Origin of the sequence: Pontibacter rufus (assembly GCF_015694705.1) — a bacterium.
In the GTDB taxonomy this organism is placed as follows: domain Bacteria; phylum Bacteroidota; class Bacteroidia; order Cytophagales; family Hymenobacteraceae; genus Pontibacter; species Pontibacter rufus.
This window is the reverse complement of record NZ_JADQDR010000004.1, coordinates 181731-196803: the sequence shown is the minus strand read 5'-3', so window position 1 is coordinate 196803 and position 15073 is coordinate 181731. Positions and strand designations below refer to the sequence as shown.

Genomic DNA, 15073 nt, shown 5'->3' with positions numbered 1-15073 from the left:
TATAGTTTATCCTTATTATTTAACAGAAGTATAATTCTTATAATCGGAAATTACTCCAAATGAAGATAAAACTTTGTCACCTAGTCTTGTTGCTTACATGCTATGGTTGTAGCAATGCCCAACAGAAATCACCAGCCTTATTCAATTTCGAAGAATACAAGACGATAAGCAAACCAACCACGAAGCAGGATTCGGCTATTGTTTTCATCACTCTTATACTTGATAAGAAGTATGAGCAAGCTGAGAAGCTATATCCCGCCATGTTCAAGATTGATGTGGCTCCTTTTATGTCGGAAGGTACTGAATATAACCCCTATTTAGCTGAAGTTGGAGAATTTGTTAATGACTACATGAACACCTATGATGGGGTGTCATTAGCAGTCTTTCTTGAGAATAAGTATAATGCGCATGACAATGTGTACGATATGCTACTTAGGGGAAGCTTGAGAGCAGATTCTACTAATGTGCCGGCGATGTTCCTGTTGGCGAAGCTTCGGTACAAAAATGATATTACGGATGATGCTTATTATCTTGTGCAGCACATGATGAAATTGGAGCCGGATAATAAAAAGGTTAGGGAGCTCAACGCTTATTTTAAGGATAACCACGAACCATTAGGAGACAACCTTCCGAACTTCGATACCTTTATCAGGCAGGAAGTATATTACCGTGAGTTGGAGTAAAAGAACACTGATGACGCAAGTGTCCGCGTGTACTTTATATACAAATAAGAACAGCGTAAACATCCCCCTACCCCCTTCAAAGGGGGACTTTCTAATGCACGATTATTCCCCTCTCGGGAGGGGTAGGGGTGGGTTAAGTTAAGTGCCTGAAAGTATAAAATGCCAAAAATCCTAATCCTTCGTTTTTCCTCCATCGGCGACATCGTGCTGACGACACCCGTTATCCGTTGCATTAAGCAGCAGGTGCCGGCGGCGGAGGTGCATTACTGTACCAAAAAAGCGTTCCAAAGTATAGTAGCCAATAACCCTTACGTAGACAAAGTACACGTGCTGGGCAACAGTCTGAAGGAACTGGTGCAGCAACTGAAAGCGGAGAACTTTGATTACGTAGTAGACCTGCATAACAACCTGCGTACCCGCATCATCAAAACGCGACTGGGCAAGCCAGGCAGAAGCTTCAATAAGCTGAACTATGAGAAATGGCTCATGGTGAATTTCAAGCTCAACCGCCTGCCTGCTGTGCACATTGTGCAGCGTTATTTAGATGCCGCTGCTGCCTTGGGTGTAAAAGACGATGGTAAAGGACTGGATTATTTTATACCTGCCCAGGATGAAATAGTTATTCATACTCTGCCGGATGGCTTTCAGAATAGTTATATCGCTTTTGCTATTGGGGCGCAGCATTATACCAAGCGCCTGCCCACCGAGCGGATCATCGAGCTGTGCGCGCGCCTGAACCAACCGGTTATACTCTTAGGAGGCAAAGAAGATGCCGCCACAGGCGAAGAAATAGCCACATACTTCAACACGCAACACACGACACACGACACACGGGCAACAACGAACAACGAGCAACAAACAACGATTTTCAACGCCTGCGGCAAGTATAGCCTGAATGGTTCGGCTTCGCTGGTGCGGCAGGCAAGGCAGGTCATCAGTCACGATACCGGGCTGATGCACATTGCGGCGGCTTTTCAGAAAGAGATTATCAGCGTGTGGGGTAATACTATTCCGGAATTTGGCATGTACCCCTTCCGGACAAAGTATAAAGTGCTGGAGGTAAATAACCTTAGCTGCCGCCCCTGCTCCAAAATCGGCTACAGCAAGTGCCCCAAAGGGCACTTTAAATGCATGCGCGATATTTCTTTTAATGATTTGAAAATTTGAAGATATGGAAATTTGGAAAGAAGGAGAGGTGAAGATGGCAAAATATAACTTAAACTGGCAGGAAACAGATGCGCAATTGTTGGAAGCATTGCTGTTGGCAACCGGTGGTGAAGGCGGCACAACTTTGCAGGATGTATTGCTGATGGCCGATGCCATAGATGGAACGGTATTTACGCTGCAAGAGCTGGAGCAGGGGTTTGAGAAGCTGATGTCGGTTAACTTCATGAGCATCCGGAAAAATAAACTATCGCTGACGCAGGAATTTCTGGAAGATTATGCAAGTATAGCCGACGCTGAAAATGAGCAGGAAGCACTGCTGAAATTGCTGCAAACGAAACACCTGACGCCGGGAAATATGGATGAGCCTAAAATCCTAATCAAGAAGTATAAGCTCCAGAACCAGTTCCAGGCGCACTTGGAACAGTTTGGATGAGAGCGGTTAAATATCACCTGGTGTCAGCGAGAGTACCTGTACAGCCTTAACGTATCTCCGCTGAGGCGCAATAATTTGCTTCTCCTACTGTGCAGGTAAGTTTTCCTCAATCTTACAAAAACAAAATAGCCGCTGAAGTATAAACTCAGCGGCTGTATTATTGTGTGAAGAATTATCCTCAATTAACCCATTAGCACATTAACCAATCTTCTCAAAGCCCAGATACGGATGCAGGACCTTCGGCATGTTGATGCCGTCCGGTGTCTGGTTATTTTCAAGTATAGCCGCTACAATGCGGGGCAGGGCCAGGGCGCTGCCGTTTAAAGTATGCAGCAACTGTGTTTTACCGGATTCTGTTTTATAGCGCAGCTTGAGGCGGCTGGCCTGGTACGTTTCAAAATTACTGGCAGAACTAACTTCCAGCCAGCGGCCCTGGGCGGCAGAATATACTTCCATGTCGTAGGTGAGGGCAGAGGTAAAACTCATATCGCCGCCACACAGGCGCAGCACACGGTAAGGCAGCTCCAGCTTCTGCAACAGGCTTTGAATATAGCTGCTCATCTGCTCCAGCGTTTCATAGGATTTTTCCGGTAAGGTAATCTGTACGATTTCCACCTTGTCGAACTGGTGCAGGCGGTTTAGGCCCCGCACATCGGCGCCCCACGAGCCTGCTTCTCTGCGGAAACACGGCGTGTGGCCTGCATTTTTGATGGGTAGTTCCGCTACAGGCACTATCACATCGCGGTACAGGTTCGTAATAGGCACTTCAGCGGTAGGAATCAGGTACAGGTCGTCGGCTGTGGCATGGTACATCTGGCCGTCTTTGTCGGGCAACTGGCCGGTGCCGTAGCCGGAGGCCTCGTTTACCAGGATAGGGGGCTGCACTTCCATGTAGCCTGCTTTAATGGCCTCATCCAGGAAAAAGTTGATGAGCGCACGCTGCAAACGGGCACCCTGCTTTTTATAAACAGGAAAGCCGGCGCCGGTTATTTTATTGCCGAGCTCAAAATCAATGATGTCATACTTCTGAATCAGTTCCCAGTGCGGCAGCGCCCCTTCGCTCAATTGCGGAATTTCGCCGTGTTGCAGAACTATTTCATTGTCTTCTGCTGTTCTACCTGCAGGCACGCTCTCGTGCGGTATGTTGGGCAGCTTGTACAAGGCCTGCTGCATCGTATCTTCGATAGCGGAAAGCTGCTCTGCTAAAGTTTTTGTCTGCTGCTTAAGTACCGCTGTTTCAGCTTTATAAGCCTCGGCTTTCTCTCTTTCACCGTTTTTGAGCAGCATGCCTATTTCTTTGGAAATGTTATTGGCTTTGCTCTGAAGTTCGTCGTGCTCGTTTTGTACCTGGCGGCGCTGCTGATCAAGCTGCAGCAAACCGGCGACTTCCCGGGCTGCATTTTTATAGTTTCTTTTAGTCAGACCGGCCACTACCTGATCGGTTTGCTCTCTTAAAACTGTTAGCTGTAGCATACTTTGTGGTTAAATAGAAGCACAAAAATATACTTTTTTGAGCAGTATGCGGCATTTGGAGAATCTTTTAAGCTAAAACTGAAACTTTTTTTGCTAAATGCTCGGTAATATTTGTTAATTAAAGGGCATTGCAATAACATTGCAGTACAATTGGAGAAGGCGCTTTTCCTATGCCTCACAAACTCTATCACAACCTATTCTTTTTCCTGATTTAAAAAACACATTTTCTCGCTTCATACGCATTTGCGTATCTGGTAAGTTAAGTTAACGACCATAAAAATATTTATGTATAATATTGAAGAATTGAAAGATCGGCTTCTTTCAGAACTCAAAGAAATTGCTGAAGACCTGGGTGTTAAGAACTTTAAGAAACTTAGCAAACAGGATTTGATATACAAGATACTGGATCAGCAAGCCGTTACCCCTCCCGACAAAGTAGCCAAAAAGTTCAAGTCGCCTGCCCCTGCTGCCCCACCTGCCGCTGTTGAAGCTGAGGAGAGTGCAACTCCTGTTGCCATTGAAGCACCTGTAGAAGAGGCTGTGGCTGCTGCCCCGGCCAGAAGGCCGCGCGAACACGCGGCCACCGCCCAGCTTGCTGCCGAAACATTGGTGCAGACAAGGCCAAAGAAGGATCATGGCCCGCAAATCCAGCAGCCCAGGGAACGTACCCTGCGCCGGCAAGGCCCCTCTGACGGGCGCGACCAGCAAAATGACAGCCGCCCCGAGCGCAGCAACAGCGACCGGAATGATGCTCGCGAAAACCGTTCAGAGCGCTCCGACAATAAGGACGGCCGCACCGAGCGTTCCGATAACCGGGAAAACCGCGCCGAGCGCACAAACGACCGTGAGCCGCGCGATTTTAACAACAACCGCAGCGACAATAATAGCCGGAACGATACGAGCAACCGTGCAGATAACCGCAGCGACAGCAACCCGCGCCGCAGCAACCAGCCCAATGTGAGCAGCAACAACTTTAAAGAGTTTGACGGAATAATACTAAACGAAGGTGTGCTGGAACTGATGCAGGACGGCTACGGCTTCCTGCGCTCCACGCATTATAACTACCTGGCCAGCCCGGACGATATCTATGTGTCGCCGTCGCAGATAAAGCTGTTTGGTTTAAAAACCGGCGACACGGTAAAAGGCCAGATACGCCCGCCAAAAGAAGGCGAGAAGTATTTTGCCCTGCTGAAAGTGGAAACCGTAAACGGCCGTACCACCGAAGAAATCCGCGATCGTATTCCGTTCCAGCACCTGACACCACTGTTTCCGGAAGAGCGTTTAAAACTGACAACCCGCCCGAACCAGATGTCTACCCGCATCCTGGATTTGTTTGCCCCTATCGGTAAAGGCCAGCGCGGTATGATTGTGGCACAGCCGAAAACAGGTAAAACTGTGTTGCTGAAAGAGATAGCCAACGCTATTTCCGAAAACCATCCTGAAGTATACCTGATGATCCTGCTGATAGACGAGCGTCCGGAAGAAGTAACAGACATGGCACGCAGCGTAAATGCAGAAGTGATAGCCTCTACGTTCGATGAAACGGCTGACCGCCACGTGAAAGTAGCAAGCATTGTGCTCGACAAAGCAAAGCGCATGGTAGAGTGTGGCCACGACGTGGTGATTCTGCTTGACTCCATCACGCGTCTGGCGCGTGCTTATAACACCGTGGTTCCGTCATCAGGCAAGATTCTGTCAGGTGGTGTGGATGCCAATGCGCTGCACAAGCCAAAGCGCTTTTTCGGTGCCGCCCGTAACGTAGAAAATGGCGGATCGCTTACCATCATTGCTACTGCGCTGATAGACACGGGTTCTAAAATGGACGAGGTTATCTTCGAGGAATTCAAGGGAACCGGTAACATGGAGCTTCAGCTGGATCGTAAACTGTCCAACAGAAGAATCTACCCGGCCATCGACGTGCCTGCTTCCGGTACACGCCGCGAAGACCTGCTGATGGATCGCGACGAACTAAACCGCATCTGGATCCTGCGCAAGTATATGTCCGACATGAACTCCGTGGAAGCCATGGAATTCCTGAAAGACAAAATGACGGGCACGAAGAGCAACGAAGAGTTCCTGATTTCGATGAACGGTTAAGCTTATACTTCAGCCTAAGCTACAAAAGCGGCCCACTTGCCTTATGGTATGCGGGCCGCTTTTATGTTGGTATGCTGTATTCTTTGTTTCCGGCTACAGATTTGATTTTGCCTTATGCTTATTGCCAAAAGGTGTAGCCCGGCAGCGAAATAAGGTAGTAAGTATAAAACGTAACAAAGGCGAAAACCATATGCGCGACAATGAGCGTGAGCAGGTATGTTTTTAGCCTGATGATGGGCGGCCTGGGATGCACCAGGAAAAAGAAATACCAGGCAAACATACCCACAATTCCATTTGCCAGCCCAAATAGCAGCGACCAGGAAGCGGAAATCAGGCCAACTTCAGAATCCCATAGTGCCAGATACATCACCGCAAAAAAAGCCCCTACACTGTAATGCGCAAGAGTGCCCACCACCTTTGTACTGAAGGCATCAGAGAGACCGCCATCTGGCTGCGTACGGAACAGCAGCATGGTGCCCAGTATTTTAATGACTTTCATGACGCGGTGCGTGGCGTACGTGAGCAAGTATAAAAAAGCAGTCATGGCGGTTGTGCCGGCAATGCTGGCCAGTATAACGTCAAGGAATTTCATAGGCGAATTCGGTATTTTACCTGTATACGCAAACAGGCAGCAACGTTTTAATCAGTCAGAAACCGTAACATTGTTATGGTAATAAAGGCTATGCTGATGCAAATGGAGGAAATTTTATTCATCTGCATCGTATTGTCATAGTTCACTGCCCGCATGTCGCGCTGTGCCCGCAATACCCAACCCGAGAAGAAGTATAAAATAGGCGCTGTGCAGATGAGGAAAATAAAGATGTTGCGCACCTGGTGCATGCTGAAGTACAGCCAGAGCAGCAGGCCAGCGCCGGCAGCCAGGCTCACAGCAGCAAATAAATAGGTGCCTTTAATACCCAGCAACAGGCTCAAAGTACGGTCGCCGCGGCGCCTGTCTTCGTTATGCTGGTAAATCTGGGTGAGGGGATAAGAGCCGCAGAGAAAAAGCGTACTCACCAGCGCAAACCACAGGTTCGGCGTTTGCAGCACCTCCTGCGCTGTAAGTCCAATGCCCACCTGCACCATCCCGTACGTAAACGCTCCCTGGAAAAACGTTACCACCACGGTACTCAGAATGGCATACTTCTTCAGGCGGATGCCGCTGTAACTATAAGCTTTGGAAATGAGCAGGTACAGCAGCACCAAGGCGGCAAAAAGCGGCGAGAGCAGTAGACTGAGTGCCACGGCCAGTACATCAAACAGCCAGACCAGGTGCAGGAGCTGCTGCGTTACTTTCGGTGGTTGTTTCAGGCCGCCAATGCTGCCCTCGTCGCGGTCGTAATAAGAGTTGTAGCCATTGCTGGCCGGGTACACCAGCAGGTGAAGTATAACAAAGACGGCCAGCGCCCGCCACACATCAAATGCGGCCAGCGTGCTCAGCGCAAACCAGAACAGCGGCATCAGGTAGATGGAGAACGGAATGCGCATCAGTGTCAGCGCGGTGCGGTAGCGGTTCATGGAGCGGCTAGCAAGTATGATTTGGCCTCAATGGTTTCATAGGGGAGAGAAGCTTATGCAATCAGCATTGTTTATACTTGGATACCTGGTTTATACTTGTATGGCTGGTTCAAATTACTCAAAAATTGATTCACTCATTCACTCATTCAAAATTAACCAGGATATCCGATAAGGTAGATGACATACTTGCCAGGCCTTGTTCCGGCTTTGCCTGCGCGCCAGGTATAATTTTCTGTCTTAATTTCGGAAACCATTTGTTGCAGCATGCCGGGGGTATAAATCCGCAGCAGCGATACGGTGCCATCCCAGAGAATACCCAGCGGAATAAGCGGAATGATGTACGTGAAAAATAACCTGCTTAGGCTGAATGGACGGATAAAGGGCGTAACTACAAGTATAACCAGCGGAAACGCAAACCACAACAGCAGCAGCTCTAACCAGCTTTTGTCAGCTCCTTCAAATACGCTTATCGCAGCGCGCTTATCCGCGGCATCCTGCAATATAGCCCTGGCCACCGGCGGCGGAAAATGATGGAAAGAAGAAAAGATGGTGCGCACGCCCGTAATACTTTCCGGCACAGCGGCGGCATTTACGGGTGTTGGAATAAAATCGAGTGCGCCGTCCGACTGCTTTTGTAAATAAGTATAGGCCTGCAGGTTGGGATACAGGTCGGAGAGCGTAACATGAACAGGACTGCCCATGCGGCGGCTCAGGGCCTGCTGTATGCCTGCTATGCCACCACCGGCCCCGGAGCACAGGTCGGTAATGTGGCGCTGGTTTGTGCGGTCGAGGAGTTCCTGCAGCAGCGGAAGAGCTGCCTCGTAAGCATCCAGCTTCGAAATCATGAAGCGCAGAAAGTCGAGCATACCCTGCCGGATAATGTGCGGAAACCAGGGCAGGTCTTCAAACTCGAAAAGTTGCAGGCGAAAGTTCAAGGGCAGCAGCAAAGTATACTCTGGCCATACTATGCTGCTGCTGCAAAGGTTGCCGTGCTGCGCTTACATTATACTGTCGGCGCCGGCAGCAAACGTAAAATCATCGGTATTGCTGAAGAGTTGCCAGTATTCCGCAACGGGCTGGGCCGGATCAGGAGATACGGTAAGCTGGCAATGGTTGGCAAAATGAAGTATAAACCCGCAGTGCTGTTGCGACTCGGCGCCCAACACAACCAGCGCTTCGGCTTTGTTTGTGAGCTCCTGCAGGCGTTGGTCGCGCAGGCTGCTGCCGGGCACTTTCCAGTCCCATACCGGCGTGGGCAGGCCGGCTTCGCGCCGGCGGATAAACACATCGCTGTGCCTGATGTGGTCGCTGCCGGGCTGCTGCAACTGCCAGGGGCAGTTTACGGCCAGCGTCAGTTCTCCTACATCCAGCACCAGCCCCTGTGGTGTGGTATAGTGCGTTTTGCCAAAATGGAAGTATTGTACCAGCTCCCGCCGTGTGGTTTTGGTGAGTGGCAGTCCCGATAGTTTCTCCAGCGCCTGTTGTAAAGTATAATGCATGTGGCCGAAAAGCGAAGTATAAAGTTTGGGTAAAGATAGGCAGAGCTGTACAAAGTATGGCGGTGCGCACGCACGGTTCACCAAGTTTTATGAGGTTTAAACATCATAAGTGGTATACTTCAGGTATATTTGCAACCGTTTTGAATCAGAAGTAATCGGGAATTTTATGAAGCCTTTCTCTGTTTGAACACCATGCCGCAAGAGCAAGAAACAATAGCAGTACCCCAGAAATCCATGTATAGCAGTGTTATCAGCTTCGTCTGGAAGGCATTTCTTCTGGGCTTTTCCCTGGTTGTGCTATACCTGGTAAGTGTAGAATACAACTTTTTGTACCTGTTTGGTGCCTCGCCCAGCCTGGACCGGCTGGAGAACCCGCGCACTGATCAGGCGTCGGAACTTTATACTTCTGACGGACAGCTGATAGGCAAGTATTTTGAGGAAAACCGCAGCCCGGTGCCGTTCAGGAAAATGTCGCCAAAGCTGATAAATGCGCTGGTGGCCACCGAAGACGTGCGCTTTTACGAACACTCCGGCATTGACCCGGCCGCCATTGTTTCGGCGGTATACGGTAGTTTGCAGGGCGATGCGCGCGGGGCGAGTACCATTACGCAACAGCTGGCCAAGAACCTCTACAAAACCCGTACAGATAACTCACAGGGCCTGCTGGGGCACATTCCGGTAGCAGACATCATCATCTCCAAAACCAAAGAATGGCTCACGGCCATCAAACTGGAGCAACGCTATACCAAAGACGAAATCCTGGCTATGTACCTGAACACCGTGGATTTTGGATCTAACTCTTTCGGCATAAAAGTAGCTTCCAAAACGTTTTTCCATACGTCGCCCGACAGCCTGAAAACAGAGCAGGCAGCGGTGCTGGTAGGCCTTCTGAAAGCGCCCACTTACTACAGCCCCAGGTATAACCCCAAAAATTCTACGCGCCGCCGCAATACGGTGCTGGCCCAGATGGCCAAGTATAAGTACATCACCCAAGCCGAAGCCGACTCGCTTCAAAAGCTGCCGCTAGAGCTTAATTACAAGGTAGAATCGCATTACGAAGGGCCGGCTACCTATTTCAGGGGCGCGGTGGCGGAATACCTGAACGAGTGGTGCAAACAAAATGGATACGACCTGTACCGCGATGGCCTGAAGATTTATACGACGATAGATTCGCGCATGCAGAAGTATGCCGAGGAAGCCATGGAAAAGCAGATGCGCACCCTACAACGCCGTTTCGATAACCACTGGAAAGGCCGCAACCCATGGGTTGACGAAGATAACAACGAGATTCCGGGCTTTATCGAAGAAACCATTAAGCGCACGGCATACTATCATCGCCTGAAAGAAAAGTATGGCAACGACACGGCGGCCATCAACCGGGAGTTGAACACGCCGCACGAAATGAAGGTGTTTACCTGGGACAACGACTCGCTCGAAAAACGGGTGGTGATGAGCCCGCTGGATTCACTGGCGTATTACAAGCACTTTCTGCATGGCGGCATGATGACGATGGACCCTTTCACCGGTCACATCAAAGCCTGGGTAGGCGGCATCAATTTTAAATACTTTAAGTACGACCACGTAAAGCAGGCGCACCGGCAGCCGGGCTCTACCTTTAAACCCTTTGTGTACGTGGCCGCCATCGACAATGGTTATTCGCCCTGCGACAAAATCGTGGACCAGCGCATTACCATCAATTATGAGGAAAAAGGGGAGAAGAAGAGCTGGTCGCCCACCAATGCTGACTGGGAATATACGGGTGCACCCATGACGCTTCGGCGGGCTATGGGCAAGTCGGTGAACGTGGTGACAGCGCGGCTCACAGAGAAGATAGGCTGGGAAACAGTAGTGAAATATGCGCACCGCCTGGGCATCACAAGCCCGCTGGAGTCGGTGCCTTCTATTGGCCTGGGCCCGAGCGATGTGTCTGTTTACGAGATGGTAGCCGCCTACAGCACGTTCCCGAACCGTGGTTTTTATACCAAGCCCATGTTTATCACCCGCATCGAAGACCGCAACGGCAACCTGCTGCACCAGTTTGTGCCTAAGCAGAAAAAGGTGCTGAACACCGAAACAGCTTTCCTGATGATGCACATGCTCAAAGGCGGCATGGAAGAACCGGGTGGCACCTCGCAGGCGCTGTGGGAGTATGATCTCTGGAAGAATGGCAACCAGATTGGCGGCAAAACCGGCACCACCTCTAACCATTCTGATGGCTGGTACATGGGCGTGACCAAAGACCTGGTAACCGGCGTTTGGGTGGGCGGTGAGGATCGCAGCATTCACTTCCGTACCTCACAACTGGGCGAGGGCTCCAAAACGGCACTGCCTGTGTTTGGCCTTTTTATGGAAAAGCTGTACAAGGACAAAGATCTGGGTTACACCATGGGGCCATTTCCGAAGCCAACTGTAGAGATCACAAAGGAGTATAACTGCACCACGGTGCTGCCAAAAAAAGTAGTTGTAGATTCTACGGCCATAGACTCGCTGGTGAACCTGCTGAACATGGATACCCTACTTTGAGCAGGGCGCAGGAGAAGTATAAAAGAACGCGGGCCGGCTATACTGTAGCCGGCCCGCGTTCTTTTAGTTTCATCGGTATCTTAAAAGTATAGGTTTAGTCATTGTCGTGGCCGTAAAGAGATTCCAGGGCTTCTTTCAGATAATTGTACTCGAAGGTAAAACCGGTATGCATAATCTTATTGGCGCTGACACGTTGGCTAACCAGTACCACCTCACTCTTCTCTCCAAACATAAAGTTAATGGCAAAGGCCGGCACTTTAGGCAGCACCAGCGGGCGGTGCATTACCTCCGATAGTTCCTGCATAAATTCCTTATTGGTTACCGGGTGCGGCGCAACAGCATTGTAAACGCCTTCCATCTGGCGGTCTTCCATGGCTTTGATAAAGATGCGGCACAGATCATCGATATGGATCCAGGACATATACTGCCTGCCGGACCCCAGCGGTGCGCCGGCCATGAGCTTCATGGGGAGCGCCATCTGCGGCAGCGCACCCCCGTTTCTGCTCAGTACAATGCCCAACCGCAGTATAACTATCCGGATGCCTAACTCGTTAATTTTCCACACACCTGCTTCCCAGACTTTACAAACATCTGCCAGGAAATCATCGGCATAGGTACTTTCTTCCGACACAAGCTGTTCACCGGAATTGCCGTAAATACTGATGCCCGAAGCAGAAATTAAAGCCTTTACATGATGTTTACTTTCTTTCAGACAGCGGTAAAGCAGATCAGAACCTTTTACGCGGCTATAGTAAATTTCTTTTTTGCGGTCCTCTGTCCATTTTTCATCACCCACATTTGCTCCCGCCAGGTGGATAATGTAATCGGCATAAGTGATGGCGCTGTCATCGATAAAATCATCTTTAAAATCCCACTTAAAAGCTTTGTATTTGGTGATTTTATCTGGATTTCTGCTGAGATGCGCCACTTCGTAGCCCAGATCTATGAGCATTTCGGAGAGGCGCATGCCTACTAAACCAGACCCTCCTGTGATCAGTATTTTACCTGACATAGTTCTTCTTTAGCGTAAAGTATGGTATTGAGCCTGTTACGAGTAAACGGCATCATGCTGTTGTATTTAGTTGCTTTAGAGTTGTATAAGCGTATTCGGGCTGCGGAAGAAAGTGTTGCTGCCGCTTATTTTCTGTGGAGGTGGCCCAGGAACTCGCTGCGGTACTGCTCCTCCTGAAACAGCCCGCCATACTCTGCTGTGATGGTGCTGCTGCTCACGTCGTTTACGCCGCGGCTCATCACGCACAGGTGATCGGCTTCTATCAGTACAGCCACATTTTCGGTTTGCAGGGCCTCCTTCAATTCATTTGCAATCTGCATTGTCATGCGTTCCTGCACCTGCGGGCGTCGGGCATAGTAATGCACAATGCGGTTTAACTTCGACAAGCCGATTACGTGCCCGTTGGGAATATAAGCCACATGTGCTTTGCCGATGATGGGTACAAAATGATGCTCGCAGGAAGAGTATACGGTAATATCACGCTCTACCAGCATCCGGTTATACTGGTATTTATTTTCAAAGCGGCGTATCACGGGTTTGTTTTTCGGATCGAGGCCGCTGAATATTTCCTTTACATACATTTTCGCCACGCGGTCAGGGGTGCCTTTCAGGCTGTCGTCGGTCAGGTCCAGGCCCAGCGTGTGCATTATCTGGCGGAAATGCTCAGCAATGATCCTGATTTTCTCATCATCCGGCATATCAAAGGCATCCGCACGAAGGGGCGTCTTCAGTGAGGTCATGATGAGGTCATCCATAGCCTCGGCATCGTTATCCGTGTGTGGGTTATCCATTATATTCCACAAAGTTTCGTTCGGTCTCATACAGTGTTACGGCTAAATCGTATTGCACGTCAATCTCTTTCCGCAACTTCTGCCAGATAACCATGGCTATGTTTTCAGCGGTGGGGTTCAGGTGCTTAAATTCTTCTGTGTCCAGGTTCAGGTTTTTATGGTCAAACCTGTCTGTTACTTCCTGCTTTACCAGGTCGCTCAGCTTTTTCAGGTCGTATACATATCCTGTTTCCGGGTTTACGGGGCCTGTCAGCTTCACAATAAGCCGGTAGTTGTGGCCATGGTAGTTGGGATTGTTGCATTTACCAAACACGGCGGCATTCCGGGCATCGCTCCAGGCGGCATTGTGCAGGCGGTGGGCTGCATTAAAGTGTTCTTGGCGGCATACGGTTATCCTCATAGTGTCTGTCCTAACAGGCAGCGGTGCCTAAATGTTCTTGCTCTGGCGCTGTATTTACCTACTATTTACAGCCATACCTATACAAAGGTAGTGCAGCCTCCCGGAAACCCAAATCAATTTCCGGCTAAAATAATCCCTCCGGGGCGCCTGCTTATCAAATCAATTCTACATTTCCGTACGCAACAGCGCATCTGAAATAAAGATTGCACCTGCTAAAAACATCAATATAATACTTTAGAAGCATAGTTGTTGATTATAAGATGTTTATATCAGTCTGATACCAAAGTAAAGTATAACTTAAGCACTTCGCCATACCTGAAAGAGTGCAAATAAATTCTATCTCCTCATGAACTTGAAAGGATGTTTACCCGGGTTGCTTCTGGTATAAGGCGATTTATGCCAGGCGCAGCCGGTACAAATAAAGGAGCAGGAACAATCTATACATAGCGTGCGGCAGCGCGGACAGCAGCTTTCGGTGGCCCTCGCTCCCAAAGTGGTTACAGGGTAATTTTGGTATTTAACCGGCGATAAAGAAAAAAGCCCTCCGTTGCGGGAGGGCTTTTTTATACTTAGGCAGCTATCTTCATTTTTGCTTTGGCCTTTGCTTTCGCAGGTTTCAGCTTGATGATGTTCAGCTTGTTCAGCGTCCAGATAACGGGCCATGTCGGGTCCACTTCCCACCACTTCACGCCGAAGTTTACACGGTTGGGCAGTTTGTGGTGGTTGTTCTGGAACAGCTCGCCGCCTGTCAGGAAATCGAAGAACAGCGAGTTGCGCGATTTGTCGTGGTTGTCGAAGTTCTGGTAGCCATACTTGTGGCCGCTCCAGTTAACAATAGCGCCGTGTATCGGGCCCATTAAAAAGTGAACAGGCAGCAGCAGGAACATCCACCACTGCGTGGCAAAGGCGATGTAGAACAGCACGTAGCCCACGCCCCAGCCAATTCTTGAAAAGTAGGAATCACCTACCTTTTCTATAGCCGGCCACATCGGGTAATTGCCTTCAAAGCGGCGCTCCGGTTCCACGCGGTTATGGAGTACGTTGTTGTAAATTTCTTTGGTCTTCCACATCATCGTAAACGCATTGTTCGAGAAATGCGGTGAGTGTGGATCGCGCTCCGTATCGGAAAACGCGTGGTGCATGCGGTGCAGTATGGCGTAGGCGCGTGGCGACAGGAACGAAGAGCCCTGCGCGATATAGGTAAGCAGGTAAAACGCTTTCTCCCAGAAAGGATTCATGGTAAACATCTTGTGTGCGCCGTAACGGTGCAGAAAGAAAGTCTGCACAAACAGCGACAAGTACCAGTGTGCCACAAAAAATATAAGAATAGCCATTAAAATAAATGTAAAATGGATAAAGTATGAGTTTCGCGCAGGCAGGCAATAAAGTATAACCCGGCTGCTTGCGCTACAAATTTACAACACGGATCTTAAGTTAAATAGATATTGGAGGCTAAAAGTTCATATAATGATATGAA

General features: G+C 49.5%; 14 protein-coding genes. 5 read left to right on the top strand and 9 right to left on the bottom strand.

The window, feature by feature from the left end; genetic code table 11:
- Positions 1 to 86: 86 nt before the first annotated feature.
- From I2I11_RS08860 to I2I11_RS08850, 3 genes are all read left to right on the top strand, one after another.
- Positions 87 to 683 (top strand): hypothetical protein, encoded by a 597-nt coding sequence (locus I2I11_RS08860; protein ID WP_196267330.1) that lies wholly within the window; start codon positions 87 to 89, stop codon positions 681 to 683.
- Between the two features lie 159 nt (positions 684 to 842).
- Positions 843 to 1850 carry a glycosyltransferase family 9 protein gene (locus I2I11_RS08855; protein WP_196267329.1) on the top strand — a complete coding sequence of 336 codons (1008 nt, stop codon included), beginning with the start codon at positions 843 to 845 and terminating at the stop codon, positions 1848 to 1850.
- Between the two features lie 4 nt (positions 1851 to 1854).
- The gene (locus tag I2I11_RS08850) at positions 1855 to 2283 is read left to right on the top strand and encodes a hypothetical protein (RefSeq protein ID WP_230679991.1); all 429 of its coding nucleotides are present in this window, start codon (positions 1855 to 1857) and stop codon (positions 2281 to 2283) included.
- Between the two features lie 198 nt (positions 2284 to 2481).
- Here I2I11_RS08850 and serS read toward each other — a convergent pair whose 3' ends face one another.
- Positions 2482 to 3756 (bottom strand): serine--tRNA ligase, encoded by a 1275-nt coding sequence (serS, locus tag I2I11_RS08845; RefSeq protein WP_196267328.1) that lies wholly within the window; start codon positions 3754 to 3756, stop codon positions 2482 to 2484.
- A gap of 285 nt (positions 3757 to 4041) precedes the next feature.
- Between serS and rho the strand changes: the two genes are divergently transcribed.
- Positions 4042 to 5853, top strand: coding sequence for a transcription termination factor Rho (gene rho, locus I2I11_RS08840; protein ID WP_196267327.1), 1812 nt, complete (start codon positions 4042 to 4044; stop codon positions 5851 to 5853).
- 118 nt (positions 5854 to 5971) lie between these two features.
- Here rho and I2I11_RS08835 read toward each other — a convergent pair whose 3' ends face one another.
- The 4 genes from I2I11_RS08835 to I2I11_RS08820 form a co-directional block, all read right to left on the bottom strand.
- Complete coding sequence (locus I2I11_RS08835; protein ID WP_196267326.1) at positions 5972 to 6445, bottom strand: hypothetical protein; 474 nt, start codon at positions 6443 to 6445, stop codon at positions 5972 to 5974.
- A 47-nt stretch (positions 6446 to 6492) separates the two neighbouring features.
- Entirely contained in the window at positions 6493 to 7371 is an 879-nt protein-coding gene (locus tag I2I11_RS08830) for a UbiA family prenyltransferase (protein WP_196267325.1), read from the bottom strand.
- Between the two features lie 152 nt (positions 7372 to 7523).
- Complete coding sequence (locus I2I11_RS08825) at positions 7524 to 8306, bottom strand: class I SAM-dependent methyltransferase (protein ID WP_196267324.1); 783 nt, start codon at positions 8304 to 8306, stop codon at positions 7524 to 7526.
- Between the two features lie 63 nt (positions 8307 to 8369).
- Entirely contained in the window at positions 8370 to 8951 is a 582-nt protein-coding gene (locus I2I11_RS08820) for a hypothetical protein (RefSeq protein WP_370582956.1), read from the bottom strand.
- Positions 8952 to 9062: 111 nt separating this feature from the next.
- Between I2I11_RS08820 and I2I11_RS08815 the strand changes: the two genes are divergently transcribed.
- Positions 9063 to 11393, top strand: a complete 2331-nt coding sequence (locus I2I11_RS08815; RefSeq protein ID WP_196267323.1) for a penicillin-binding protein 1A — start codon at positions 9063 to 9065, stop codon at positions 11391 to 11393.
- Between the two features lie 94 nt (positions 11394 to 11487).
- Here the strand turns inward: I2I11_RS08815 and I2I11_RS08810 are convergent, their stop codons facing one another.
- The 4 genes from I2I11_RS08810 to I2I11_RS08795 all read right to left on the bottom strand — a co-directional run bounded on the left by I2I11_RS08810 (position 11488) and on the right by I2I11_RS08795 (position 14930).
- Entirely contained in the window at positions 11488 to 12405 is a 918-nt protein-coding gene (locus tag I2I11_RS08810; protein ID WP_196267322.1) for a TIGR01777 family oxidoreductase, read from the bottom strand.
- 125 nt (positions 12406 to 12530) lie between these two features.
- Positions 12531 to 13226 carry a GTP cyclohydrolase I FolE gene (folE, locus tag I2I11_RS08805; protein WP_196267321.1) on the bottom strand — a complete coding sequence of 232 codons (696 nt, stop codon included), beginning with the start codon at positions 13224 to 13226 and terminating at the stop codon, positions 12531 to 12533.
- Entirely contained in the window at positions 13189 to 13596 is a 408-nt protein-coding gene (locus I2I11_RS08800) for a 6-pyruvoyl trahydropterin synthase family protein (RefSeq protein WP_196267320.1), read from the bottom strand. The genes folE and I2I11_RS08800 overlap by 38 nt, the downstream gene beginning before the upstream one ends.
- Positions 13597 to 14165: 569 nt before the next feature.
- Positions 14166 to 14930, bottom strand: coding sequence for an acyl-CoA desaturase (locus I2I11_RS08795; protein ID WP_196267319.1), 765 nt, complete (start codon positions 14928 to 14930; stop codon positions 14166 to 14168).
- Positions 14931 to 15073: the final 143 nt, after the last annotated feature.